This is a genomic window from Rhodoferax sp. P1_F3 (assembly GCF_056405715.1).
The window spans coordinates 1-25,626 of sequence record NZ_JBFUBO010000004.1 but is presented as its reverse complement, the minus strand read 5'-3'; the positions used below and the strand labels follow the sequence as shown (position 1 = coordinate 25,626).

The following is a 25,626-nucleotide window of genomic DNA, read 5'->3' as shown; positions in this document are numbered from 1 at the left end:
CTTGGGTAGAACCTCAAGCCGCTGATTTGTTGGCAATGTCACTCGTGATTCTTTGAACAAAGGCATCAAGGGACATTGCACCGAGGTCTTGACCACCCCGGGCGCGCACTGCGACAGCGCCTGCTGCCATCTCTTTGTCGCCAATGACGACCAAGTACGGCAGCTTTTGCATCGAATGCTCCCGTATTTTATAGGTTATTTTCTCGTTGCGCAGATCTAAATTGACCCTAAGCCCTTGATTTTGCAGCGTTTTGGCCACGGAACGGCAGTAATCGGCCTGCGCATCGGTGATATTGAGCACTGCCACCTGCACCGGTGCCAGCCAAGCTGGCAAGGCGCCAGCGCTGCCTTCAATCAAGATTCCGATGAAACGCTCCAGGCTGCCCACAATGGCGCGGTGCAGCATGATGGGGCGGTGGCGCGCGCCGTCTTCGCCTACAAATTCGGCGTCCAGTCGCTCCGGCATGTTGGGATCGATCTGGATCGTGCCGCACTGCCATGGGCGGCCCAACGCGTCTTTCAGCGTGTACTCGATCTTGGGGCCGTAGAAAGCGCCCTCGCCCGGCAGGTACTCAAACTCACAACCGGAGGCACGCAAGCCTTCGGCCAAGGCTGCCTCGGCGCGATCCCAGCTTTCTTCGGTGCCGATGCGCTGTGCGGGGCGGGTCGCAATCTTGTAGATGATGTTGTGAAAGCCGAAGTCTGCGTAGACCTTTTGCAGCAAGGTCGTGAAGTTCGTCACTTCTTCCTGGATCTGGTCTTCGGTACAAAAGATGTGGCCGTCGTCCTGCGTGAAGGCGCGCACGCGCATGATGCCGTGCAGGCCACCGGACGGCTCATTGCGGTGGCAGTTGCCAAACTCGCCAAAGCGCAGCGGCAGGTCGCGGTAGCTTTTGATGCCCTGCTTATAGATCAGGATGTGGCCCGGACAGTTCATGGGCTTCAAGGCGTAGTCGCGCTTTTCGGACTCCGTGACGAACATGTTTTCGCGGTACTTGTCCCAGTGGCCCGTCTTCTCCCACAGACCCTGGTCCAGGATTTGTGGGCCCTTGACCTCTAGATAGCCGTTGTCCTGGTAGACCTTGCGCATGTACTGCTCCACGCCTTGCCACAGCGTCCAGCCCTTGGGGTGCCAGAACACGGTACCTGGCGAGTGTTCGTCGATATGGAACAGGTCCAGCTCACGGCCCAGCTTGCGGTGGTCGCGCTTTTCGGCCTCTTCCAGCATCGTCAAATGCTGCTGCAACTCGTCTTTCGTCGCCCAGGCCGTACCGTAGATGCGCTGCAGCATCTCGTTTTTGTGGTCTCCGCGCCAGTAGGCACCCGCCACCTTCATGAGCTTGAAATGCTTGAGCTTGCCCGTGCTGGGCACGTGGGGGCCGCGGCACAAGTCTTCGAACTTGCCTTCGCGGTACAACGATACGTCTTGGTCCGCCGGAATGCTTTCAATGATCTCGGCCTTGTAGTGCTCGCCCAGGCTCTTGAAATAGGCCACGGCTTCGTCGCGCGGCAGTACACGGCGTGTGACCGGCTCATCCAGAGACGCCAATTGCGTCATCTTCTTTTCAATGGCAGCCAGGTCTTCCGGGGTAAAGGGGCGCTTGTAGGAGAAGTCGTAGAAGAAGCCGTGCTCAATCACCGGGCCGATCGTCACCTGCGCATCGGGGAACAATTCTTTGACCGCATAGGCCAGCAAGTGGGCGGTGGAATGGCGAATGACTTCCAGACCGTCCGCGTCCTTGGCGGTGATGATGGACAGCGCGCTGTCGACTTGCATTTGGAAGCTGGTGTCGACGACTTTGCCATCGACCTTGCCAGCCAGTGCCGCTTTGGCCAAACCTGCACCAATCGAGGCGGCGGCTTCGGCAACTGTTACCGGGCCGGGGAATTCGCGTTTAGAACCGTCGGGGAGCGTGATGTTGATCATGGTGAATACCGAAAAAGAGTGAATCAGAAAAGCAAAAAGCGCGGAGAGGTCCGCGCTTTACTATGAATTTGGTAGCTGGCAGCGCACAAGGCGCGCGGACTACGGCCTTATTCGCTAATGAATGTCGCCGGTGTAGTTCGCGGTGTCATAACCAAACTGCCTTTCTCGCTCTTATACAAATGTGGAGCCCGCATTTTACCCAATAAAAAAGGCCGGGCGCCTTGTGGGCAGCCCGACCTTCATTCCACAGCGGGTCGCTTAGTGGAATTGCTCTTCTTCGGTAGAACCGGTCAGCGCCTTCACGGAGGAAGAACCGCCCTGGATCACGGTGGTCACGTCGTCGAAGTAACCGGCGCCCACTTCCTGCTGGTGCGACACGAAGGTGTAACCCTTGTCACGTGCTGCAAATTCAGGCTCTTGCACCATGTTGACGTAGTGCTTCATGCCTTCGCCATTGGCGTAAGCGTGGGCAAACTGGAAGGTATTGAACCAGTTGATGTGGATACCGGCCAGTGTGATGAACTGGTACTTGTAGCCCAATGCCGACAGGTCTTCCTGGAAGGAAGCGATCTGCTTGTCGTTGAGGTTTTTCTTCCAGTTGAAGGAAGGCGAGCAGTTGTACGACAGCAGCTTGCCGGGGCAGGCAGCGTGCACGGCTTGGGCGAACTCACGGGCAAAGCCGATGTCGGGCACGCCAGTTTCGCACCACACCAGATCGGCGTAAGGTGCGTAGGCCACGCCACGGCTGATGGCTTGCTCCAGGCCGTTCTTGACGCGGTAGAAACCTTCTTGGGTGCGCTCACCGGTCAGGAAAGGCTTGTCGTTGGCATCGTGGTCCGACGTGATCAGGTTAGCGGCTTCAGCGTCGGTACGGGCCAGCACGATGGTGGGCACGCCCATCACGTCGGCGGCGAAGCGGGCGGAGATCAGCTTTTCCACGGCTTCTTGCGTGGGCACCAACACCTTGCCGCCCATGTGGCCGCATTTCTTCACGGCAGCCAGCTGGTCTTCAAAGTGCACACCAGCAGCGCCGGAGGCAATCATGTTCTTCATCAGCTCAAACGCATTCAACACACCGCCAAAACCGGCTTCCGCATCGGCCACGATGGGCAAGAAATAGTCGATGAATTCCTTGTCGCCAGGGTTGACGCCGCGGCCCCACTGGATTTCATCCGCGCGCTTGAAGGTGTTGTTGATGCGGCGCACCATGCTGGGCACCGAGTCGTAGGCGTACAGCGACTGGTCGGGGTACATGGTTTCGGACGTGTTGCCGTCGGCGGCGACTTGCCAGCCCGACAGGTACACGGCTTCCAGGCCAGCCTTGGCCTGTTGCATGGCTTGGCCGGCAGAGATGGCGCCGAAAGCGTTGACGTAGCCCTTCTTGGCGCCGCCGTTGATCTTGTCCCACAGCTTCTCGGCACCACGCTTGGCCAGCGTGTGCTCGATAGGCAGCGAACCGCGCAGGCGCACCACGTCGGCAGCGCTGTAACCGCGTTTCACACCCTTCCAGCGGGGGTTGGTGGCCCAGTCTTTTTCCAGTGCGGCGATTTGTTGTTCGCGGCTCAATTGCTCGTTGATGGATTGCGGCATGAGAACACTCCTAGGTTGGTTAAACGTTGCGGCCTGGTTTTGTCATGCAATTCCGGTGCCGATGGATGAATTCTAAGTCTTATATAAGACATATTTTTAATCTTATGTCTTATATAAGACTTAAATTTACTTGTTTAAATTCAATGACTTAGAGAGTGCATATTGAATAGTGAAATCATGGACGTGTATGTGAAATACATGGACAGCTTTTACCCACGTTTGAGTTCACTATGCGAAATGATGCAACGTATCGCAAAAAGACAGCCACGTGGCCCCCTACGCACGCACCGAACGTGGGCCATCGCACGGCACGGTCACGTCTCAGATCAGGACAACATGGAATGAAAATGGGCTCCAGCCCTCGCAGAATATGCGCGAGCAGCTATGAAAAAGAGAGCACCTCGTTAACCAGAGGGCACCTTCACACGGGGCTGTCGATGCGAATCCAGGTGGTTTTGGTCTCGGTGTACTTGTCCATGGCGTGCAGAGACTTGTCGCGTCCTACCCCGCTCTGCTTGTAGCCACCAAAGGGGACGGTGATGTCATCCTCGTCATACTGGTTCACGTGCACGGTACCGGCACGCAGGGCACGCGCCACGCCATGGGCTTTGTTAATGTCGCGCGTCCAAACCCCTGCTTGCAGGCCATAGATGCTGTCGTTGGCCTGGCGCACGACTTCGGCCGCATCGATGAACGACGAGACGGCCAGCACCGGCCCAAAGATCTCCTCGCGCGCAATCGTCATGTCGGGGCGTACACCGTCAAAAATGGTGGGCTGCACATAGCAGCCGCCACTGGACTGCAGCACCTGCTCGCCGCCGGCGATCAGCGCGGCGCCCTGCTGCTTGCCGCTGTCGATGTAGCGCAGCACGTTCTCCATTTGTACCTTGTCGACCAAGGCGCCCATCACCGTCTCCGGCAGCAAAGGGTTGGCCGGCGCATAGCCGGGCACCAGGGCCAGGGCTTTCTCCAGAAACTGGTCCTTGATGCTGGCTTCCACAAACAGGCGCGACGGCGCATTGCAGCTCTCGCCCTGGTTGAAGAAGATGCTGCCGACGGCGGCCTGCACCGCGCGGTCCAGGTCCGGGCAGTCGGCAAACACGATGTTGGGCGACTTGCCACCCAGCTCGGTCCAGGCACGCTTGATGTTGCTTTGCCCTGCCATCACATGGATCTGCTTGCCCACGCGCGTGGAGCCGGTAAAGGCAATGCAGTCCACATCCATATGCAGGGCCAGCGGCGAGCCCGCCTCCGGGCCAAAGCCAGGCACCACGTTCAACACGCCAGCGGGAATTCCCGCTTCCAGCGCCAGATCGCCCAGGCGCAGCGCCGTGAGGGGCGATTTTTCACTGGGCTTGAGCACCACGGAGTTGCCCGCAGCCAGCGCCGGTGCAATCTTCCAGGCCGCCATGATCATGGGGTAGTTCCACGGCACGATGACGCCTACCACCCCAACGGGCTCACGCGTGATCAGGGCCAGCGCGGTGTCGGGCGTGGGGGCGATCTCGTCGTACACCTTGTCCACCGCCTCGCCATACCAGCGCAGGCAGTTAGAGGCACTGTTCACATCCACCCCGCGCGCGTACTTCACAGGCTTGCCCATGTCCCACGCTTCTGTGACCGCCAGCTCATCAGCATGGGCCAACACCAAATCGGCAAAGCGGATCAGCACGCGCTTGCGTTGCGCCGGAGCCAAGCCGCGCCAGCGCTTGTCGTCAAACGCTGCGCGGGCGTTCTGCACTGCCAGGTCGATATCCGCTTCCGCACAGCGCGCCACCTGCGTCAGGATGCTGCCATCCACGGGCGAAATGCAATCGAACAGCGCACCACTCTGGGCGCCCACGCGCGCACCGTTGATCAATGCACGCCCGTCAAAAGTCAACTCACGCATAGCAAATTCCTTGTGGTGTGCGGCCAGAGGCGGCGCAGCAGTTCAAACCGGATTCAGCGCGGCAACTTCCGCACGGGCGGCGGCCGCAATCTCGCGCTCACGCTTGCGTGACTGGCGTGCCACCCAGACGCTGTAGCCCACGATGACACAGGTCACCGTGGTGATCAGCAAGGTGGCAGCCGCGTAAATGGTCGGGTTGATACCGCGACGCGCGTAGCTGAAAATCACCTGCGGCAAGGTGCTGACACCGGGGCCGGACAGAAATTCAGAAATGACCACGTCGTCAAACGACAGCGTGAACGACAACAAAAAGGCTGCAAAGATGGCCTGCGCAATCTGAGGCAGTGTGATCAACAAGAACACCTGGTGGGGGCGCGCGCCCAAGTCCATGGCGGCTTCTTCGATAGAGCGGTTCATTTCCAGCAGGCGCGACTGGATCACCACCATGCCATAGGCCATGCCTAGCAGCGTGTGGCCCAACACAATGGTCAGCATGCCACGCTCGGGCCAGCCCAGGAAGTTTTGGGCGCCCACCATCAGCAATAGCAATGAAAGTCCGATCACCACCTCCGGCATCACCAGCGGCGCATTCACCATGCCGGAAAACACAGTGCGGCCAATGAAGCGGCGGTAGCGCACCAGCACAAAGGCCGCAAACGTGCCCAGTACGGCCGACAGCACACCGGTGATGGTGGCTACTTTGACCGACAGCCAGAAACCCTCCACGATCTTGGTGTCGCGCGTGAGCGCGTCGTACCAGCGCAGCGAGAAGCCGGTGAAGTTGGCATCCTGCCGTGTGCTGTTGAACGAAAACACGACCATGAACAGCAGAGGCACGTACAGGAACACATACACCGCCGTCAGCCACAGCTTGCCAAAGTTCTTTTCCACAAATGCTTTCATCGTGCGGCCCTCAATGACGCCCGCCGGACTGTTCGGAAGCCTCGCCGGTGTAGTGGTAGTACATGGCCAGCGGCACGATGATGATGGCGATCATCACCACCGCCAGCGCCGTGGCGCGCGGCCAGTTGTTGGCGGTGAACATCTCGTCCCACACCACGCGGCCGATCATGATGTTCTCCGGCCCGCCCAGCAGCGAGGGGATCACAAACTCACCCACCGCGGGAATGAATACGAGCATGAAGCCCGCCACGATGCCCGCCTTGGACAGCGGCACGGTCACCAGCCAGAACGCGTTGAACGGAGAAGTGCCCAGGTCATAGGCCGCCTCCAGCAGGCGGAAGTCCATCTTCACCAAGTTGGCATACAGCGGCAGCACCATGAAGGGCAGGTACACATAGGTCATGCCCACCAGCATGGAGACATTGGTGTACAGCATCTGGATGGGTTCATCGATGATGCCCAGGTACATCAAGGCCTGATTCACCACACCCTGATCGGCCAGGATGCCTTTCCACGCATAGACGCGCAGCAAAAACGAAGTCCAGAACGGTAGCATCACCATCATCAGCAAGGCTGGGCGCACCGTGGGTTTGGAGCGCGCAATGAAATAGGCAAACGGGTAACCAATGCCCAGGCACAGCAGCGCGGTGCACAGCGCATACCAGAGCGAGCGCAGGTAGGCCTCGATATAGAGCGTGCGGAACAGGCCGCCCTCCTCCCCGTTGCGGAAGATGGACCAGTAGTTCTCGTACTTGAGCTTGAGCAGACCGGTCTGCGTGTCCCAGATGGGCTTGAAGGGGTGGATGTCCCCCGCCATGTCCACAAAGCTGATGTAGGCCAGGATGAGGAACGGCAGCAGGAAGAACACGGTCAACCAGGTGAACGGCACGCCGATCACAAAACGCCGGCCGAGCATGGGGAAGCGGGATGTAGGCTGCATGTCAGCCCCTAGTCGCGCAGCACGATGCCGGAGCGGTCGCCCCACCAGAAGAAGACGTTGTCTTCCCAAGTGATGTCGCTAAGTTCCTGGCGCCGGGTGTTGGCTTCCATGATCTTCACCTTGGTGCCGTCCGTGGCGACCACGATGTAGGTGTTGTACGAGCCGAAGTAGGCAATCTCCTTGACCTGGCCGGTGAACACGTTGTGCGTCACATTGGGTCGCGTCTTGCTAATCTCGATTTTCTCGGGCCGCACAGCAATGCCCACAGGCATATTCAGTGTGCCGCTGACCCCGTGGCCCACCTGAATTTCACCAATGCCGGTGACGGCGGCGCATCGGTCATGCTCGTCCACGCTCAGGTGGCCATCAAAAATGTTCACGTTGCCAATGAAGTCGGCCACAAAGCGGTTGGCCGGGTGCTCGTACACCTCTTCGGGTGAGCCCACCTGCAGCACACGGCCCTTGCTCATTACCGCAATGCGGTTGGCCATGGTCATGGCCTCTTCCTGGTCGTGGGTCACCATCACACAGGTCACACCCACTTTCTCGATGATGTTGACTAACTCAAACTGGGTCTGCTCGCGCAGCTTCTTGTCCAGCGCCCCCAGCGGCTCGTCCAGCAACAACAGCTTGGGCCGCTTGGCCAGGCTGCGCGCCAGCGCCACACGCTGCTGTTGCCCACCCGAGAGCTGGTGCGGCTTGCGCTTGGCATAGGCGCCCAGTTGCACCAGGTCCAACATCTCACCCACACGCTGTTTCACTTCGTCCCGCGGCAAGCCTTCGCGCTTCAAGCCAAAGGCCACGTTTTCCCAAATATCCAGGTGCGGAAACAGCGCGTAGGACTGGAACATCATGTTGATGGGACGGTCATACGGACGCAGCTTGGCCACGTCCTGGCCACCCAACAAAATGCGGCCCGAGGTGGGCGACTCGAAGCCGGCCAGCATGCGCAGCAAGGTGGACTTGCCGCAACCCGAGCTTCCCAGCAGGGCAAAAATCTCACCCTGAGCGATGGAGAGGGATACCTCGTCCACCGCCAGCGCTTCATCAAAGCGCTTGACCAGTTTTTCGGTCACCAAGTAACCCGCGTTGTCCGCTTGTGCTGTCATCAATTGATCCCTGCTGAATAAGACCGCGCCATGAAAAAGGGCTGTTCATACACACGTACAAACAGCCCCTGTTGGCGTTTACACCAAAACCTTACTTGCCTTTTTTGAACGCGTTGTAAGCGTTGGCCAGTGCCTCACGGGCTTCGTTGCTGAAGCTGCTAGGAGGAACCATTTTCGCCAGATAGTCAGCGTCCACAAAGATGGTCTTGTTGCTGGCGATCTCAGGCTTGACCTTGTCCACAGCAGCTTTGTTGCCGGTGTTGTAGGTCATTTCATTCGCCATTTGCGCTGCATTCTCAGGGCGCAGATAGAAGTCGATAAACGCCTGTGCGTTGTTGGGGTGCTTGGCATCCTTGGTCAGCGCGATGGAGTCAATGAAGATCAGCGCGCCGGTGCTGGGCAACAGGGCTTCGATCACGTCCTTGGAACCGTTGTCCTTGGCACGGCCAGCGGCGATGTTGATGTCACCTGCCCAGCCGATGGCTGCGCACGCCTTACCGCCCGCGATGTCGTCGATCATGGTGGCGCTGAACAGGCGCACATCCTTGCGGACCTTGGCCAACATAGCGGTCGCAGCCTTGTAGTCTTCCGCGTTGTTGGAGTACGCATCCTTGCCGATGTAGTGCAGGGCTGCGGGCAGGATTTCGGTAGGCGAATCCAGGTAGGCAATGCCGCAGGACTTCAGCTTGGCCGTGTACTTGGGGTTGAACACCAGGTCCCAGGCGTTTTCAGGCATGGGCATGCCGCCCAGCGCCTTCTCGACCTTGGTTTTGTTGATGCCCACGGTGGTGAAGCTCCAGGCCCATGGCACCAAATGCTTGTTTTCGGGGTCAGCCTTGGTCATGACAGCCAGCAGGGCGGGGTCCAGGTTGGCCAGGTTCTTGATCTTGGACTTGTCCAGAGGCTGCAACAGGCCGCCTTCGATTTGCCCCTTGGCAAACACGGTGCCGGGCACCACGATGTCGTAGCCAGTATTGCCAGCCACCAGCTTGGCTTGCAGGGCTTCGTTGGTTTCAAAGGTGTCGTAGTTCACCTTGATGCCGGATTCCTTCTCGAAAGCCGCCACCATGCCTTCGGGGATGTAGTCAGGCCAGTTGTAGATATTCAGCACTTTTTCTTCCGCGTTGGCTGCGGGAGCGGGCGCGCTAGCCACTGCAGCGGGCGCGGGAGTAGCCGCTACGGGCTCCTCTTTTTTGCCACAAGCCGTCAAAACCAGCGCCGCTACGGCGACGGAACACAGGGTGTACTTCATGTTGGAGCTCTCCGTTACAAAAATAGAGGAAGAAAAGTCAGAAATATGCGAAGCAAAAAACAGACCAAAAGATTATAGAAGTGCTTAGACCAGCCCACGGGCCTTCAGATCCACCAAAGTGCGGTCCAAAGCCAGATGGATCAGGCGCATCAGCTCGTCAATATCGGTTTTGGTCATCACCAGCGGCGGTGCAATAATCATCCGGTCGCCCACAGCCCGCATGATGAGGCCATTGCCAAAGCAGTGACCGCGGCAGACCATGCCCACGCCGTCATCAGCGTGGAAGCGCTCCAGGGTTTTCTTGTTCTTCACCAGCACCAGGCCGCCCACAAAGCCGCAGGTCTCGGCGTGCGCCACCAGCGGGTGCTCGTTCAACTCGGCATAGCGCTGCGCAAAATAGGCGCCGATCTCTCCGCGCACTTTCTGGGGCAGCTGCTCGGCCTCCATGATGTCCAGGTTGGCCATGGCCACCGCGCAGGCCACGGGGTGGCCGCTGTAGGTGTAGCCATGGTTGAACTCGCCGCCCTGCTCTATCAGCACCTGGGCCACGCGGTTGCCCACCATCACACCGCCCAGAGGCACATAGCCACTGGTCACGGCCTTGGCAAAGGTCACCAGATCGGGCTTGTAGCCAAACTTCTCATAGCCAAACCAGTGGCCCAGGCGGCCAAAGGCGCAAATCACCTCGTCGCTGATGAGCAGGATGCCGTACTTGTCCACAATGCGCTGGATCTCGGGCCAGTAGGTGCTGGGCGGAATGATGACTCCGCCCGCGCCCTGCAGCGGTTCGGCAATGAAGGCAGCGACCTTGTCAGGCCCCACTTCCAGAATTTTGGCATCCAGCCAACCCGCCGCACGCACGCCAAACTCTTCGCGCAACTCACCTGCAATCGCGTTCTCAAAGAAATACGGCTGCTCGATGTGGGTGATATTGGGAATCGGCAAATCGCCCTGCGCATGCATGCCGCTCATACCGCCCAGCGAAGCACCTGCCATGGTGCTGCCGTGGTAACCATTGATGCGGCCAATAATGACCTTGCGCTGCGGCTGGCCCAGCAAGTCCCAGTAGCGGCGCACCATGCGCACGTTGGAGTCATTGCTCTCGCTGCCACTGCTGGAATAAAACACGTGCGAAAAGCTGCGGTCGCCCACAGAAGGCGCCAGGGACGCCAGGCGCGCCGCCAGCTGCACCGCCGGCACATTGGTGGTCTGGAAGAAGCTGTTGTAGTAGGGCAGCGTCATCATCTGCGCATGGGCAGCATCCGCCAGCGCCTTGCGACCATAGCCCACGTTCACACACCACAGGCCGCTCATGGCGTCCAGGATCTGGTGGCCTTCAGAGTCCCACACATAGATGCCTTCGGCGCGCGTGATCACGCGGGCGCCGCGGCTGGCGAGGTCCTTGAAATCGGTGAACGGGTGCAAAAAATGCGCGCTGTCCAGCGACTGAATGAGGTCGGTATCGACAGGGGTATTCATGGCAGTCTTTTCAGATTGAATGAGGGGCTCAGACGTGGAGCAACAAATGCTCCCGCTCCCACGGCGAAATCACTTTCATGAACTCGTCAAACTCCAGCTCCTTGATCTCGGTGTACACCGTCACAAACTCCTTGCCCAAGATCTCGTGCAGGTCCGATTCCTTGCGCAACCAGTCCAGCGCCTCGCCCAAGCTGCGCGGCAGCGCGTAGGGCGACAGGTAAGCGTCACCGCGCATTTGAGGCTTGGGCTTGATCTTGTTTTTCAGCCCCAGGTAGCCGCAGGCCAGTGTCATGGCCATTGCCACATAGGGGTTGGCATCGGCACCGATCACCCGGTTCTCCACGCGGCGCGCAGCGGGAGACGAAATGGGCGAGCGAATGCCCACCGTGCGGTTGTCATAGCCCCATTCGATGTTGATGGGCGCCGCCGTGTTGCGTGACAGGCGGCGGTAACTGTTCACATAGGGCGCCACCAGCACCATGGCTGCGGGGATATAGCGTTGCAGCCCACCGATGTAGTGGAAGAAAGCCTCGGACGGCGTGCCGTCTTCGTTGCTGAACACATTCTTGCCGGTCTGCACATTCAAGAGGCTTTGGTGCACGTGCATGGCGCTACCGGGCTCGCCCGCAATCGGCTTGGCCATGAAGGTGGCATACATGTCGTGGCGCAGTGCCGCTTCGCGCACGGTGCGTTTGAAGAAGAACACTTCGTCGGCCAGGCCCAAGGGCTTGTTGTGGAAGAAGTTGATTTCCATCTGCCCCGCGCCCACTTCATGGATCAGCGTGTCCACATTGAGCTCCATCTTGTCGGAGTAGTCGTAGATCTCTTCAAACAGTGGGTCGAATTCGTTTACCGCGTCGATGCTGTACGCTTGGCGCGAGGTCTCGGCGCGGCCGCTGCGGCCAATGGGTGCGCGCAACAGCGTGTTGGGGTCAGTGTTGCGGGCTGTGAGGTAGAACTCCAGCTCAGGCGCCACTATGGGTTGCAAGCCCTCTGCTGCAAACAGGTCACACACGCGACGCAACACGCTGCGTGGGGCGAATGGCACCAGCTTGCCTTCGTGGTCAAAACAGTCGTGAATCACCTGTGCCGTAGGGTCAGTCGCCCAGGGAACAATGCGCACCGACGAGGGGTCGGGCCGCAGCTGCATGTCTTTGTCAGTGGGGTCGACCACGTCGTAATAGGGGCCGCTCTCAGGAAATTCGCCCGTCACCCCCATGGCCACGATGCCTTGCGGCAAGCGCATGCCGCGGTCTTCGGTGAACTTGGCACGGGGCAAGATTTTTCCCCGCGCGACGCCCGTCAAGTCGGGCACCAGGCATTCCACCTCCGTCACTCGCCGTTCATTGAGCCATTGCTCCAGATCGTTGAAGTTCATTGGTTTGTTTTCACTCATTCCCTACTCCTTGCTGTATGCACCGCAAGAGGCGTGCCCATCGCGGGTGGCAACGCGGTGCTGGCTTGGCTACCAAGAGCCTGATGCCATTGTGCTGCATAAATGCACCAGCCAAGTGCATGGCCCCACCCTCACCAAGGCCGCGTGTTGCATGGTGTATCGTCGTGCGCTTGTTTCTCACCCTGCGCCCCACTGTATGACCCATACGCCCGCTGTCCTCGCCCATCCGCCACGCTGGATCGCCTACAGTTTTCTGGCGCTTAGCATGGCGCTGGTCGGTAGCTACGTGGCACTGTCCAAGCCGTTGGTCGCAGCCCTCCCCGTTTTTCTATTGGCCTGGTTGCGCTTCGGCATTGGCGGGCTGGCGATGGTGCACTGGCTCAAGCGCCCGGCATCTGAACTGCCCATGACGCCCGCGACACGCAAGCTGGTGTTTCTGGAGTCTCTGCTCGGCAACTTCTTGTTTTCCATTTGCATGCTGTTTGGCGTGAGCATGACCACGGCGGTGTCTGCCGGTGTGATCATGGCGTCCATTCCTGCCGTGGTAGCACTCATGAGCTGGGCGTTCCTGAAAGAGCGCATCGGCCTGCGCACCTGGGCCGCCGTGGCCTGCAGTGCGCTGGGAATCGGTTTGCTGGCGCTATCAAAAGGAGAGCTATCCGCGCACAGTTCATCGGGGCCAGAAGGCGATTTGGCACACGAGCAAGTGCTGTTGGGCAACCTGCTGGTGTTTGGCGCCGTGCTATGCGAAGCCGCCTACGCCGTGATCGGCAAAAAACTCACGGGCGCCTTATCGCCCAAGCGCATCACCGCATTGATCAACCTCTGGGGCTTTGCCCTGATGACGCCCATGGGCCTGTACATGGCATGGCGCTTCAACTTTGCGTCGGTGGCCACAGGCTCCTGGGTGCTGCTGGTCTTCTATGCGCTAGCCGCCAGCGTCTGGACCGTCTGGCTGTGGATGACGGGCCTGAAGACCGTGCCCGCAGCCCGCGCCGGTGTCTTCACGGTCATGCTGCCCATCTCGGCCGCCTTGGTCGGCGTGCTGGTGCTGGGTGAAAGTCTGGGTGGCATGCAACTGCTGGCGTTTGGCATTGCACTCCTGGGCGTGGTGCTGGCCACCCTGCCCTCGCGCGCTGCGGTGACTACACCAGCGGCGTAGCCGACACCACGATGCCGTCCTCGTCGGCATAAAGCCAATCACCCGGCCGCACCCACACCCCCTGCAGCTGGACCGCCACATTGGCCTGGCCCTGGTTGCGTTTCTCGGTGGGCAGTGGCACGGGCGCCAGCGCGCGGATGCCCACGGCCTGCGTGGCCAGTTCGGCAGTGTCGCGCACGCAGCCGTCGATCACCACACCGGCCCAGCCATTGCGCGCCGCGGCCGCACCCAGGTTGCCGCCCAGCAGGGCTTTGCGCAACGAACCACCGCCATCTATGACCAACACCTGGGCCACGCGGCCATCAGGTGTGTCCACCCAACCCTGCGAATCCACTGCGGCTTTCACCAGCGTGTTGTCCTCAAAACACTTCACCGTGACCACGGGGCCCGCAAACTTCAGCACCTGGCCAAAGTCGCGAAACACCGGTGGCAGCACCCGAAAGGCACCCGAAGTGTCGCCCTTGTGGGCATCGCAAAGGTCACAGGTTGTAAATGGCTGGGGCATCAAGGGCACTCCTTTTCAGTGTTGCGGGCTATTCTCCAATGGAAAAAACAACATTCCCCAATGAAAATTGCAGTTTCTCCCTTGGAAACGCGCTTTTTTGCCATTAGCATCCGGGTTACCAGTGAAGAAGCAGTTTTTTGCTGGTGATTAATCAATCTTCTAGAAGGACAATCAATCATGGCAACTGCGAAAAAAGCACCGGCAAAAAAAGCCGCACCCGCAAAGAAAGCGGCTCCTGCAAAGAAAGCAGCAGCACCAGCGAAGAAAGTCGCTGTGAAAGCTGCTCCAGCAAAGAAGGCGGCTCCCGCCAAGAAAGCTGCTCCCGCTAAAAAGGTTGCAGCCAAGAAGGCCCCCGCCAAAAAGCGCACCGTGAACGCCGCATTCATGAAGGCACTGACCCCCAGCGCCGCATTGGCTGCCGTGGTGGGCGCTGCGGCTCTGCCCCGCACTGAAGTGGTGAGCAAGCTGTGGACGTACATCAAGAAGAACAAGCTGCAAGACGCAGTGAACAAGCGCAACATCAACGCCGACGCCAAGCTGAAGGAAATCTTCGGCAAAGCCCAGGTCACTATGTTTGAGTTGGCTGGCCTGATCGGCAAGCACCTCAAGTAAGTCACACTTGCAAAGCGCTAAAAGGCCGGCTAACCCCCGGCCTTTTTTTGTTGGCATCAGCATTGCTAGTCACTTCGGCGACTGGTAACCAACCTCATAAGGGAAACTCACTAGTCGTTATTGGCCCGGATCAACACTCTGCACTGCAGTGCACGCCTAGAATTCGCCCCTTCATGCTGCGCTTCCTACTTACCCGATTGAGCCTCGTCATTCCCACGTTCTTTGGGATGACTCTGCTCGCTTTCTTTCTGATCCGCCTGGTTCCAGGCGACCCTATTGAAACCTTGGCGGGCGAGCGCGGCATTGATGCCACGCGCCACGCGGTACTCCTCAAGGAATATGGCCTGGATCAGCCCGTAATGGTGCAATACGGCATCTACATCGGCAAGGTGCTCAAGGGGGATCTGGGCAAATCGATCATCACGCAAGAGCGTGTGCTCACCGAATTTGCAACCTTGTTTCCTGCCACCATCGAACTGGCAACCTGCGCCATCCTCTTCGCTTTACTCATAGGTGTTCCAGCCGGGATTTTGGCGGCGGTCAAACGCAACTCCATCCTGGACCATGGTGTCATGGGCGTGTCGCTGGCGGGCTATTCCATGCCCGTCTTCTGGTGGGGCTTGTTGCTGATCCTGCTGTTCTCTGTGCAGCTGGACTTGACGCCCGTGTCGGGCCGGATCAGCGTGCAGTACTTTATTGAGCCCACCACGGGCTTCTTGCTGATAGACAGCCTGCTCTCCAACGACAAGGGGGCCTTTCTGTCGGCGCTGTCACACCTGATCCTGCCCACCATCGTGCTGGGCACCATCCCGCTTGCGGTCATTGCGCGCATGACACGCTCGGCCATGCTTGAGGTGATGGGTGAAGACTACATCCGTACCGCCAAAGCCAAGGGGCTGACTGGCCTGCGCGTAGTGGCGGTGCACGCCCTTCGCAATGCCCTGATTCCCGTCATCACGGTCATCGGGCTGCAGGTTGGCCAATTATTCACTGGCGCCATCCTCACCGAAACGATTTTTTCCTGGCCCGGTGTGGGCAAATGGCTGATTGAAGCCATCAGCCGGCGTGACTATCCTGTGCTGCAGGGCGGCATGCTGCTGCTTGGTGTGGTCGTCATGACCGTGAACCTGTTGGTGGACATCACCTACGGCATCATCAACCCCCGCATTCGCCACCAAAAGTAATGACTACTACCGCTATTCATACGCCGGTGGCGTTGCAACCCGCCCCACCGTTGCAAGAGTTCTGGCGCTACTTCAGAGTCAACAAGGGCGCCATGGCAGGGCTCGCCATCGTGACCTTCGTGCTGCTGATGGCACTGTTTGCCCCCTGGCTGGCACCCTACGCGCCGGACCTGACCAACAACGCGGCCTTTCTGAAGCCCCCGGCTTGGCAAGATGGCGGTTCCTCTGCCCACCTGCTGGGGACCGACGCTATCGGGCGCGACATTCTCTCTCGCCTCATGTATGGTGCCCGCCTCTCCCTGGTCATCGGCATTGCCGTGGTGTCCATTTCGGTGATCGTCGGCACCGTGTTGGGCCTGGTTGCAGGTTACTTCAAGGGCCTGCTGGAAATCGCCATCATGCGGGCCATGGACATCATCCTCACGCTGCCCAGCCTGCTGCTGGCCATCGTGATCGTGGCGATCCTCGGGCCTGGCCTGGTGAATGCCATGCTGGCGGTGGCCATTGTGGTGCTGCCGCACTATGTGCGCATCACGCGCGCCGCCGTGATCGCCGAAACCTCGCGCGACTACGTGACAGCTGCGCGCATGACCGGCGCCAGCCACCTGCGCCTGATGTTCAGCGAGGTACTGCCCAACTGCACCGCCCCGCTGATTGTGCAAGCCTCCATGGGCATTTCCACCGCCATTCTGGATGCGGCCGCACTGGGCTTTCTGGGCCTGGGTGCGCAGCCCCCCTCCCCCGAGTGGGGCACCATGCTGGCCGATGCACGCGAATTCGTGCTGCGCGCCTGGTGGGTCGTCACTCTTCCCGGCATGGCCATTTTGATCACGGTGCTGGCGTTCAACTTGCTTGGGGATGGACTGCGCGATGCGCTAGACCCCAAACTCAAACGTTAAGCCGAAAAGAGAACAACGCCTATGGCATTGCTTGAAATTGAAAACCTGTCCGTCGAGTTCCCGTCGCACAACGGCGTGATGCATGCGGTACAGGATGTCAGCCTCACACTCGAGGCTGGAGAAGTGTTGGGTGTGGTGGGTGAGTCCGGTTCTGGCAAAAGCGTCACCATGATGGCGCTCATGGGCCTGGTGGCTTTTCCGGGCCGCGTACAGGCCAAGACGCTGCGTTTTGATGGCCACGACCTGCTGGGCCTGAGTGACCGTGAACGCCGCCGCTTCACCGGCAAAGACATGGCCATGATTTTTCAGGACCCCACCACCAGCCTGAACCCCTGTTTCACCGTGGGCTACCAGCTGGCCGAAACGCTGAAGCTGCATCTGGGCATGGACCGCAAGGCCGCCCACAAGCGCTCCATCGAGCTGCTCGAACAGGTCGGCATTCCGGCTCCCGAGAGTCGGCTCAAGGTCTACCCACACCAGCTCTCAGGCGGCATGAGCCAGCGCGTGATGATTGCCATGGCGATTGCCTGCAACCCCAAGCTGCTGATTGCGGATGAGCCCACCACCGCGCTGGACGTGACGATCCAGGCGCAAATTTTGGACCTGCTCAAGACGCTGCAAAAAGACCGCGGCATGGGCCTGGTGCTGATCACCCACAACATGGGTGTGGTGTCCGACATGGCGCAGCGCGTGGCCGTGATGTATGCCGGCCAGGTGATGGAAGAGCGCAGTGCCGACGCACTGTTTGCCGCGCCAGCCCACCCTTACACCGAGGCGCTGCTGGCCGCTATGCCCGAGCGCAGCGTGCACCAGAGCCGTTTGAACACGATTCCCGGCATGGTGCCTGGCCTGCATGACCGCCCCAATGGTTGCCTGTTCATGCCACGTTGCCGCCATTCGCGCGAAGGAGCCTGCGACCAGCGCCCCGCCTTGACTCCCTGGCCGGGCGGCCAGGTGCGCTGCCACTTTGCCCTAGATGCCGAACAGGTGGCTGCATGAGCGCGCCCACTATGCCTCCCGTGGCGCCTGTCGTGCAGGCACAGGGCCTGCGGCAGGTTTACACCATTCGTCGCGGTTTTCTGCGTGCGCCCGACCATCTGCAGGCTGTAGCCGGAGTCTCCTTCTCGGTGCAGCCAGGCCACACCCTCGCCGTGGTGGGCGAGTCGGGCTGTGGCAAGTCCACGCTAGCCCGCATGGTGTCGCTGATCGAATCGCCCACCGAGGGGCAACTGATGCTAGCCGGTGTGGACACGGCCCAAGCCGATGCCGCGCAGAAAAAGCTGCTGCGCCAAAAAGTGCAATTGGTGTTCCAGAACCCCTATGGCTCCCTGAACCCGCGCAAACGCATTGGCCAGATTCTGGAAGGTCCGCTGGAAATCAACACAGCAATGACCGCCACCCAGCGACAAGAAAAAGCCCGCGCCATGCTGGCCAAAGTAGGCCTGCGGCCTGAGCATTACGACCGCTACCCTCATATGTTCTCGGGCGGTCAGCGCCAACGCATCGCGATTGCGCGTGCGTTGATGCTGGACCCCGCGCTGGTGGTGGCCGATGAACCGGTGTCAGCGCTGGATGTGTCTATCCAGGCCCAGGTTCTGAACCTGCTAGCCGACCTGCAAAGCGAGCTGGGCCTGGCCTACCTGTTCATCTCGCACGACCTGGGTGTGGTGCGCCACATTGCCCACGACGTGTTGGTGATGTACCTTGGCCAGGTGGTGGAGCAAGGCGACAAAACCACGTTGTTTGAGCGCCCGCTGCACCCCTATACCCGCGCCCTCATGGCCTCCACACCCGGCATGCACGCGCGGGGCGCGGCCAGCCAGCGCATCGTGCTCAAGGGCGAACTGCCTTCCCCACTGAACCCACCTGCAGGCTGCGTGTTTTCCACACGCTGCCCGCATGCCAACGCGCGCTGCCACAGCGAGCGTCCGGAACTGCAAACGCTGGATGGCAGGCTAGTTGCTTGTCATGAAGCGCTAACCCTTAGCCAACTCGCTGCATAGGCAGCATTAACCCCCAGAGGAGTAACTTCCATGAACCTGAACCCAAAGAAAGCCGTCGCGACACGCCGCACCAAAAGTGCGCTGCTGTGCGCATTGGCGTTGCCCGCTGCTCTGGCACTCGCGCCGGTCGCAGCCAAAACCTTGGTGTACTGCTCAGAAGGTAGTCCTGAGAACTTCTACCCAGGCGTCAACACCACCGGCACCTCGTTCGATGTGACGGAACAGATTTACGACAATCTGGTGCACTTTGAGCGTGGCGGCACCAAAGTCGGCCCCGCTCTGGCTGAAAGCTGGACCATCTCCAAAGATGGCCTGGAGTACACGTTCAAGCTCCGCAAGGGTGTGAAATGGCAGTCGAACAAAAACTTCCAGCCAAGCCGTGACTTCAATGCCGACGACGTGATGTTCATGATTGAACGCCAGTGGAAGGAGAACGATCCCTACTTCAAGGTCACCAGCCCCAACCATGCGTACTTTGGCGATATGGGCATGCCCAAACTCCTGAAGTCTGTGGACAAAGTGGACGAGTACACCGTCAAGATCACGCTGAACAACCCTGAAGCCCCCTTCTTGGCCAACTTGGCCATGCAGTTTGCTGGCGTGCAGTCCAAGGAATATGCGATTGCCATGCTGAAGGCAGGCACCCCCGAGAAGATCGACCAGGACCCACTGGGCACCGGCCCCTTCCAGGTAGTGCAATACCAAAAGGATGCGCTGATCCGCTTCAAGGCGTTCCCTCAGTACTGGGCGGGCAAGGCCAAGATCGATGACCTGATTTTTTCTATCACGCCAGATGCTTCCGTGCGTTGGGCCAAGCTGCAAAAGGGCGAATGCCATGTGATGCCCTACCCCAACCCGGCCGACTTGGACGCCATGCGCAAGGACACCAATGTCACGGTGATGGAGCAACCCGGCCTGAACATTGGCTACCTGGCCTACAACACGACCAAGAAGCCGTTTGACGATGTGCGCGTGCGCAAAGCCATCAACATGGCAATCGACAAAAAGGCCATCGTCTCCGCCGTGTACCTGAGCACCGGTGTGGCTGCAACCAATCCGATTCCTCCAGGCCAGTGGTCTTACAACAAGGCCCTGAAGGACGACGCCTTCAACCCTGCCGAAGCGAAGAAGTTGCTGGCCGCGGCGGGATACCCCAACGGCTTCACCACCGACCTGTGGGCCATGCCCGTGCAGCGCCCTTACAACCCCAATGCCAAGCGCATTGCCGAGTTGATGCAAGCCGACCTGGCCAAGGTGGGCGTGACTGCAGAGATCAAGAGCTTTGAATGGGGCGAGTACCGCAAGCGCATGCAAAACGGCGAGCACCAAATGGGCATGTTGGGTTGGACGGGCGACAACGGTGACCCCGACAACTTCTTGAACACCCTGTTGGGCTGCGCTTCGGCCAAGAGCAATGGCTCCAACGTGGCCAAGTTCTGCTACCAGCCGTTTGAAGACTTGGTGCAAAAAGCCAAGGTGGTGTCCAACCCCGCTGAGCGCACCAAGCTGTACGAAAAAGCCCAGGTGATTTTCAAGGAACAAGCGCCCTGGTTCACCATTGCCCACGCGGTGCAGTTGGCTCCCGTGCGCAAAGAAGTGCTGGATTACAAGTTGAGCCCCTTTGCTCGGCACACCTTCTACGGTGTGGACATCAAGTAAACCCCACTCACGCTGCTAGTCCCAAGGGCCGGTTTTCACCGGCCCTTTTTCTGCCTGCGTAATTCCCAGCAAAGGCAGCAATGGCCTTATCGCTTACTGCCAGTTGGCCGCAATCACTGGGCTAAGGTTGGTCGCGTAATTGGCCGGCAAAGTTGTTTGCCCCGCAGCAGGTGGAGAGAAGGACGCCATCGCATCCACCAGGTTCTGCACCTGACTATCCAGCAGAACATGCCCGTCGCTGGTCTTGAACTGCTCCACGTGGTACTGGTTACCCAGATACCAGTTGGTCAGCGTTGCCTTATCCGTGGTCCCAATGATGCTGACCTCCAGGTTGTTGGAGACTTTGCTGAACCACAGCTGATCAGTCGCGATTCCACTCAGGAACTGCATCACGTCGGTGTTGCCGGCCGTTGCATCGTTCTCTTGCACGGTGTCAAACTCATAACCTCGACCCATGAGATAGGTGTCGTTACCTGTGCCTCCAATCAAGATATCCGCACCTGCCGCGCCGTCGAGCGTGTCATTACCCGCAGCACCGCTCAAGGTATTGGCAGCACTATTCCCCGTGATGATGTTGGCTGAAGCATTGCCCGTTCCGTTGATCGCCGTGCTGCCTGTCAGCGTGAGGTTTTCAATCTCCGCGACCAAGGTGTAGCTCACACTGGACTGCACCGTATCCGTCCCGGCGTTGGCCACTTCGTACAGCAGGTCCCCCACGTTGTCGACAATGTAGGTGTCGTTGCCGGCACCTCCCACCAGTACGTCTGCCCCTGCTCCACCATCCAGGCGGTTGTCCGCTGCATTGCCGCGCAAGGTGTTGGCCCCTGCGTTTCCATACCCATCAATGGCGGATGAACCGGCCAGTTGAAGGTCTTCCACATTGTTGGCCAGTGTGTAGGTCACCAACGCCTGCACGGTATCAAAACCACCGTCTGCGGCCTCCTGCACCACATCCGACACGTTGTCCACCACATATTGGTCGTTGCCAAAGCCTCCAATCAGGGTGTCGGCACCGGCCCCTCCGTCCAGTTTGTCATTGCCGTTGACGCCAAACCTGGCAGCGCCGTTGGAGTTGATCGAGCCAAACCACAGCGAGGTATTGAGCCAATCTCGGGCAGCGGCACCGACGCCGTAGTCCGCAATGGCGTTGGACCCTGTTGCAACGATGGTGCGGCCGTTCAGCACGATCTGGCTGAGGTACAGGTTTCTGTCCTCACCGCCTCCGGCCGCATCGTTGCCAAACACCACGTCGATGTTCTTGGCCAACATGCCAAGCGGGGCCGTGATGGTGTAGGCCAGGTAGTCTGTGGTGTTGACGGTGAAGGTCTGCACTTTGACGCCTTCAATCCAGATTTCCATAGTGGGCCAGCCACCGGCATACACACTGCCTTTGGCATAGACCACCAGAGTGTTCACCAACTCTGCAGCGCCAGCTTCACCTGCGGCGTCCCCGGTCAGGATGTTGTTTTCGGCATTGCCGACCAGCGTATTGCTCAATATGTTGCCATTGCCATTGATAGCCGCAGCCCCCGTCAAAGCCAGGTTTTCCACGTTGGAAGTCAGGGTATAAGAGATGCTGGATTGCACCTGATCCGCGCCCTCGTTAGCCGCCTCGGCTACAACATCTCCTGCGTTCTCCACAATATAAATATCGTTTCCAGTACCACCGATCATGGTGTCTGCTGCGCCTCCACCGTTAAGAACGTCGTTTCCGGCACCACCGGTGAGCACGTTTGCGGCACTGTTGCCATACAAATAGTTATCCAGGTTATTCCCGCTACCGTTGATAGCGGAAGAGCCTGTCAATGTGAGGTTCTCCAAGTTGTTGCCTAGTGTCCAAGTCACAGATGACTGCACTGTGTCCGTGCCTTCATTGAGGTTCTCTACGACTATGTCCGAAACGACATCTACGATATATGTGTCGTTGCCGGCGCCGCCAACCAAAATATCGGAGCCAGCGCCACCATTCAGTGTGTTGGCAGAGAGATTGCCAATCATGGTGTTGTTGGTTGCATTGCCCGTGCCATTGATGGAAGCAGTGCCAATCAACGACAGGTTTTCCAGGTTTGCGCCCAGTGTGTAAGTAATGGTGGAGTAAACCGAGTCCGCCCCTTCATTAGCGTTTTCGATAACAACATCCCCAGCCGCATCAACGTAGTAAGCGTCATCACCTACACCACCAGTCATGGTGTCGTTGCCCTGGCCGCCATCCAGGCGATCGTGGCCTGCCAGTCCAATCAAGGTATCGTTTCCATCCAGGCCCTTTATGTAGTCGGAATTGGCAGTACCCGTAAGAGTCTCTGCTGCGGTAGTCCCCACAAGATCCGTAAGCAGTCCGGCAGCGACACGGGCGGAATCCCAGACCGTGCCGTCGAAGAATTGCACTTGCTCAATCTGCTGGTAACCGTTGCCATTCACAAACCAGTTTTTGACCGTAATCTGGTCACCCACCGTGCCGACCTTGAAGACCAGGTCCACCCCAGAGCGCACCGGAGTCACGTCCGTGGGCAAGATGCCCGCTCCGAACTTGATCACATCGGTGTTGGTGTAGCCCGCACTGTTGTCGCTGATGGTGTCCTGCCCATCGCCCAGGTTGAAGACGTAGGTGTCAGCCGCCAAGGTACCCGTCATCGTGTCGTTGCCCTTGCCTCCGATGTAGGTCGTGCCAGCACCGTACAGCTCGCCGCTGACGTTCAGAACGTCATCGCCATCCCCGCCGTCCAGCGTGTCACCCGCCCCCACCGACGTCAACGTGTCGTTGCCCGCCCCTGCGTGCAGTACGTCTGCAAAGGCGTTGACGCCACTCAGACTGTCGGCACCTGCGGTGCCGAACACTTCCAGCGCCCRGGTGTTGACCTGCGCATTGGTCCAGATGGTTCCATCGATAAATTGAATTTGTTCTAGCTGGTATCTCGTGTCCTCAGCAAACCAGCGCTTCACCGTGATTTGATCTGTGCCACCAGCAAGATGGAAGACCAAGTCCAACCCCGAGCGCAACGGTGTCACGTCCGTGGGCAAGATGCCCGCTCCAAACTTGATCACGTCAGTGCTGTTGTAGCCAACACCGTTGTCCACGATGGTGTCTTGCCCATCGCCCAGGTTGAAGACGTAGGTGTCAGCCGCCAAGGTGCCCGTCATCGTGTCGTTGCCCTGGCCTCCGATGTAGGTCGTGCCAGCACCGTACAGCTCGCCGCTGACGTTCAGAACGTCATCGCCATCTCCGCCGTCCAGGGTGTCTCCATTGCCTACCGCTGTCAACGTGTCGTTACCCGCGCCTCCGTGCATCACGTCTGCAAAATTAGCAATACCCGTCATCGTGTCATTGCCCGCTGTACCGAACACTTCCAACGCACGGGCACTAACCTGCGCATTGGTCCAGGTGGTGYTGTCCGCAAACTGRATCTGYTCAATCTGGTTGCGCTTGGAGGCATCGTTGAACCAGTTCTTGATGGTGATCTGGTCTCCCCCCGTACCCACGTTAAGAATCAGGTCCAACCCAGAGCGCACCGGTGTCACGTCCGTAGGCAGAACTCCTGCTCCGAACTTGATCACGTCAGTGCCGTTGTAGCCAACGCCGTCATCCGCGATGGTGTCCGCCCCGTCTCCCACGTTGAAGACGTAGGTGTCAGCCGCCAAGGTACCCGTCATCGTGTCGTTGCCCTTGCCGCCAATGTAGGTCGTGCCAGCACCGTACAGCTCGCCGCTGACGTTCAGAACGTCATCACCATCCCCGCCGTCCAGCGTGTCACCCGCCCCCACCGACGTCAACGTGTCGTTGCCCGCCCCTCCATGCAACACGTCTGTACCACCACCACCCACCAAGACATTTGCCAAATCATTGGCCAGGACAATTTGCCCAGCCGTATTGGTCACGGTGTAGTTTGTACCGGTAGCACCCAGCGAAACAATCCGCTCCGACGTCAGCAAGGTTTGCATTTCCGTAGTGATCGTGGTGGTCTCCAGCAGATGTTCCATCGTCTGATAGACATCCCACCCCACCGAAGATACGGATGCCGTTGCATAGCGCTTTAGCTCCACCAGATCGAGAACCGTGTTGTAGCCATCGGCAGCAGCACGGTTCAAAACCAGCGCCTCTGCGGGCGCCGTATCAAAGCGAACTCCGGCTTCGTCAATCACCAAACCCACGGCATCCAGGTACGGCTTCAACCGCGTCTGCACCACCAGCGCGCTGTACACCGACTGCCGCAAGGACTCATACGCATGCAACAAGATGGTGGCTTGGTTGGCCAGCACGTTGTAGGTTGTGCCCACTGGCGCCTGCATGCCCGCATCGGTCACGCTCATGCCGTTGAATACTTCCAGGACGGGTATACAGGCCTGGAGTTTTTCGCTGGTTGCGGCATCACCCGCTACGACATAGAACGGACCATTGATGCTGACAAAGTTTGCATACCCGACGCCCGGCCATACAAAATTAGTGGCAGACCACATACCAATGACGTCATCCAGCAGCGCCATCTGCGCTTCTTTGGTGGTGGCCTGCGCAAACTCTGCCACCTTGTTGGCCAAGGCAGTGCTATATGCATCGCCCAGGCTCATCGCCTCTCTCAAATCCCGCACCCAGCCACTGCCGTGCATGTCCGGCAAGCCTTGTGCCTGTGTGCTCAGCACAACCGTGTCGGTGAAATCCCGGTAAAACGGGTTGGAGCCCAATTGCAGGTTGGCCGCAGTCGTGTCTGCGGCCACGCCCACGGTTTCGGCCAGGGTTGTGGTGCCATTGGTGCGGGTGACGGTGGCGGTGCCACTGACCACGTTGCCATTACCCAGGTTCTGCGTGGTGGTGCTCGCGTTCAGGCTGATGCTGGCGATGTTCTTTTGCGCCAGGGTGAAGAGTTCGTTGCCTTGGCTCACCCCGTCCTGATTAGTGTCTTGCCAGATGCGTACTTGGCCAAAGGCTGTGTCTGCGGCATTGAAGACGTTGTCGCCATTGCTGTCCAGGGCTTTGAGGGCTTCAAAGCCGGTGGTGGCGTACGCGGCATCCACACCTGGGGTGCCAGAGAGTACGGTGTCGGCACCAAAGAGTTCACGGCCGGAATCAATCAGGCCATTGCCGTCAATATCCAGCGCCAGCCAGCCGTCATCCCCTGCGACCCA

At 59.3% G+C, this 25,626-nt stretch carries 18 protein-coding genes; 7 read left to right on the top strand and 11 right to left on the bottom strand.

All coding sequences use genetic code 11. The features are described 5' to 3' along the window. Window positions 1-13: 13 nt before the first annotated feature. From thrS to AC1DZ5_RS07805, 9 genes are all read right to left on the bottom strand, one after another. A complete protein-coding gene (thrS, locus tag AC1DZ5_RS07845; RefSeq protein WP_477887777.1) occupies window positions 14-1,927 on the bottom strand; it encodes a threonine--tRNA ligase in 1,914 nt (637 codons plus the stop codon). A 258-nt stretch (window positions 1,928-2,185) separates the two neighbouring features. Further along, window positions 2,186-3,517, bottom strand: a complete 1,332-nt coding sequence (gene aceA / locus AC1DZ5_RS07840; protein WP_477887775.1) for an isocitrate lyase — start codon at window positions 3,515-3,517, stop codon at window positions 2,186-2,188. A 421-nt stretch (window positions 3,518-3,938) separates the two neighbouring features. Then, window positions 3,939-5,408 carry an aldehyde dehydrogenase gene (locus AC1DZ5_RS07835; protein WP_477887773.1) on the bottom strand — a complete coding sequence of 490 codons (1,470 nt, stop codon included), beginning with the start codon at window positions 5,406-5,408 and terminating at the stop codon, window positions 3,939-3,941. A 42-nt stretch (window positions 5,409-5,450) separates the two neighbouring features. Next, complete coding sequence (locus AC1DZ5_RS07830) at window positions 5,451-6,311, bottom strand: ABC transporter permease (RefSeq protein WP_477887771.1); 861 nt, start codon at window positions 6,309-6,311, stop codon at window positions 5,451-5,453. A gap of 10 nt (window positions 6,312-6,321) precedes the next feature. Next, window positions 6,322-7,251: an ABC transporter permease gene (locus AC1DZ5_RS07825; RefSeq protein WP_477887769.1), complete on the bottom strand. Its 930-nt coding sequence runs from the start codon at window positions 7,249-7,251 to the stop codon at window positions 6,322-6,324. Window positions 7,252-7,259: 8 nt separating this feature from the next. Further along, a complete protein-coding gene (locus tag AC1DZ5_RS07820) occupies window positions 7,260-8,360 on the bottom strand; it encodes an ABC transporter ATP-binding protein (protein ID WP_477887767.1) in 1,101 nt (366 codons plus the stop codon). Window positions 8,361-8,451: 91 nt separating this feature from the next. Next, window positions 8,452-9,612 carry an extracellular solute-binding protein gene (locus AC1DZ5_RS07815; RefSeq protein ID WP_477887765.1) on the bottom strand — a complete coding sequence of 387 codons (1,161 nt, stop codon included), beginning with the start codon at window positions 9,610-9,612 and terminating at the stop codon, window positions 8,452-8,454. 84 nt (window positions 9,613-9,696) lie between these two features. Next, a complete protein-coding gene (locus AC1DZ5_RS07810; protein WP_477887763.1) occupies window positions 9,697-11,091 on the bottom strand; it encodes an aspartate aminotransferase family protein in 1,395 nt (464 codons plus the stop codon). A gap of 28 nt (window positions 11,092-11,119) precedes the next feature. After that, window positions 11,120-12,487, bottom strand: coding sequence for a glutamine synthetase family protein (locus tag AC1DZ5_RS07805; RefSeq protein WP_477887761.1), 1,368 nt, complete (start codon window positions 12,485-12,487; stop codon window positions 11,120-11,122). 196 nt (window positions 12,488-12,683) lie between these two features. On the opposite strand from AC1DZ5_RS07805, the gene AC1DZ5_RS07800 reads away from it, so the two are divergent. Continuing rightward, window positions 12,684-13,649, top strand: coding sequence for a DMT family transporter (locus AC1DZ5_RS07800; protein WP_477887759.1), 966 nt, complete (start codon window positions 12,684-12,686; stop codon window positions 13,647-13,649). Here AC1DZ5_RS07800 and rraA read toward each other — a convergent pair. Beyond that, complete coding sequence (rraA, locus tag AC1DZ5_RS07795; protein ID WP_477887757.1) at window positions 13,633-14,154, bottom strand: ribonuclease E activity regulator RraA; 522 nt, start codon at window positions 14,152-14,154, stop codon at window positions 13,633-13,635. The genes AC1DZ5_RS07800 and rraA overlap by 17 nt on opposite strands. Before the next feature lie 177 nt (window positions 14,155-14,331). On the opposite strand from rraA, the gene AC1DZ5_RS07790 reads away from it, so the two are divergent. The 6 genes from AC1DZ5_RS07790 to AC1DZ5_RS07765 all read left to right on the top strand — a co-directional run bounded on the left by AC1DZ5_RS07790 (window position 14,332) and on the right by AC1DZ5_RS07765 (window position 20,511). Further along, window positions 14,332-14,766, top strand: a complete 435-nt coding sequence (locus AC1DZ5_RS07790; protein WP_310339459.1) for an SWIB/MDM2 domain-containing protein — start codon at window positions 14,332-14,334, stop codon at window positions 14,764-14,766. A gap of 173 nt (window positions 14,767-14,939) precedes the next feature. Then, window positions 14,940-15,950, top strand: coding sequence for an ABC transporter permease subunit (locus tag AC1DZ5_RS07785; protein WP_477887754.1), 1,011 nt, complete (start codon window positions 14,940-14,942; stop codon window positions 15,948-15,950). After that, window positions 15,950-16,849: an ABC transporter permease subunit gene (locus AC1DZ5_RS07780; RefSeq protein WP_477887752.1), complete on the top strand. Its 900-nt coding sequence runs from the start codon at window positions 15,950-15,952 to the stop codon at window positions 16,847-16,849. The genes AC1DZ5_RS07785 and AC1DZ5_RS07780 overlap by 1 nt, the downstream gene beginning before the upstream one ends. A gap of 21 nt (window positions 16,850-16,870) precedes the next feature. Then, window positions 16,871-17,848: an ABC transporter ATP-binding protein gene (locus tag AC1DZ5_RS07775; protein WP_477887750.1), complete on the top strand. Its 978-nt coding sequence runs from the start codon at window positions 16,871-16,873 to the stop codon at window positions 17,846-17,848. Then, window positions 17,845-18,852: a dipeptide ABC transporter ATP-binding protein gene (locus AC1DZ5_RS07770; protein WP_477887748.1), complete on the top strand. Its 1,008-nt coding sequence runs from the start codon at window positions 17,845-17,847 to the stop codon at window positions 18,850-18,852. Before AC1DZ5_RS07775 ends, AC1DZ5_RS07770 begins: the two co-directional genes overlap by 4 nt. A gap of 30 nt (window positions 18,853-18,882) precedes the next feature. Next, on the top strand, window positions 18,883-20,511 hold the full coding sequence (locus tag AC1DZ5_RS07765) for an ABC transporter substrate-binding protein (protein WP_310339467.1): 1,629 nt from the start codon (window positions 18,883-18,885) through the stop codon (window positions 20,509-20,511). Between the two features lie 93 nt (window positions 20,512-20,604). Here AC1DZ5_RS07765 and AC1DZ5_RS07760 read toward each other — a convergent pair. Continuing rightward, window positions 20,605-25,626 (bottom strand): beta strand repeat-containing protein (locus AC1DZ5_RS07760; RefSeq protein WP_477887746.1); only part of this gene is annotated, 5,022 nt, incomplete at its 5' end.

Excerpts from the sequence above, each read along its gene's own strand:
- thrS (WP_477887777.1), bottom strand. The coding sequence starts at position 1,927 with ATGATCAACATCACGCTCCCCGACGGTTCTAAACGCGAATTCCCCGGC.
- aceA (WP_477887775.1), bottom strand. The coding sequence starts at position 3,517 with ATGCCGCAATCCATCAACGAGCAATTGAGCCGCGAACAACAAATCGCC.
- AC1DZ5_RS07835 (WP_477887773.1), bottom strand. The coding sequence starts at position 5,408 with ATGCGTGAGTTGACTTTTGACGGGCGTGCATTGATCAACGGTGCGCGC.
- AC1DZ5_RS07830 (WP_477887771.1), bottom strand. The coding sequence starts at position 6,311 with ATGAAAGCATTTGTGGAAAAGAACTTTGGCAAGCTGTGGCTGACGGCG.
- AC1DZ5_RS07825 (WP_477887769.1), bottom strand. The coding sequence starts at position 7,251 with ATGCAGCCTACATCCCGCTTCCCCATGCTCGGCCGGCGTTTTGTGATC.
- AC1DZ5_RS07820 (WP_477887767.1), bottom strand. The coding sequence starts at position 8,360 with ATGACAGCACAAGCGGACAACGCGGGTTACTTGGTGACCGAAAAACTG.
- AC1DZ5_RS07815 (WP_477887765.1), bottom strand. The coding sequence starts at position 9,612 with ATGAAGTACACCCTGTGTTCCGTCGCCGTAGCGGCGCTGGTTTTGACG.
- AC1DZ5_RS07810 (WP_477887763.1), bottom strand. The coding sequence starts at position 11,091 with ATGAATACCCCTGTCGATACCGACCTCATTCAGTCGCTGGACAGCGCG.
- AC1DZ5_RS07805 (WP_477887761.1), bottom strand. The coding sequence starts at position 12,487 with ATGAGTGAAAACAAACCAATGAACTTCAACGATCTGGAGCAATGGCTC.
- AC1DZ5_RS07800 (WP_477887759.1), top strand. The coding sequence starts at position 12,684 with ATGACCCATACGCCCGCTGTCCTCGCCCATCCGCCACGCTGGATCGCC.
- rraA (WP_477887757.1), bottom strand. The coding sequence starts at position 14,154 with ATGCCCCAGCCATTTACAACCTGTGACCTTTGCGATGCCCACAAGGGC.
- AC1DZ5_RS07790 (WP_310339459.1), top strand. The coding sequence starts at position 14,332 with ATGGCAACTGCGAAAAAAGCACCGGCAAAAAAAGCCGCACCCGCAAAG.
- AC1DZ5_RS07785 (WP_477887754.1), top strand. The coding sequence starts at position 14,940 with ATGCTGCGCTTCCTACTTACCCGATTGAGCCTCGTCATTCCCACGTTC.
- AC1DZ5_RS07780 (WP_477887752.1), top strand. The coding sequence starts at position 15,950 with ATGACTACTACCGCTATTCATACGCCGGTGGCGTTGCAACCCGCCCCA.
- AC1DZ5_RS07775 (WP_477887750.1), top strand. The coding sequence starts at position 16,871 with ATGGCATTGCTTGAAATTGAAAACCTGTCCGTCGAGTTCCCGTCGCAC.
- AC1DZ5_RS07770 (WP_477887748.1), top strand. The coding sequence starts at position 17,845 with ATGAGCGCGCCCACTATGCCTCCCGTGGCGCCTGTCGTGCAGGCACAG.
- AC1DZ5_RS07765 (WP_310339467.1), top strand. The coding sequence starts at position 18,883 with ATGAACCTGAACCCAAAGAAAGCCGTCGCGACACGCCGCACCAAAAGT.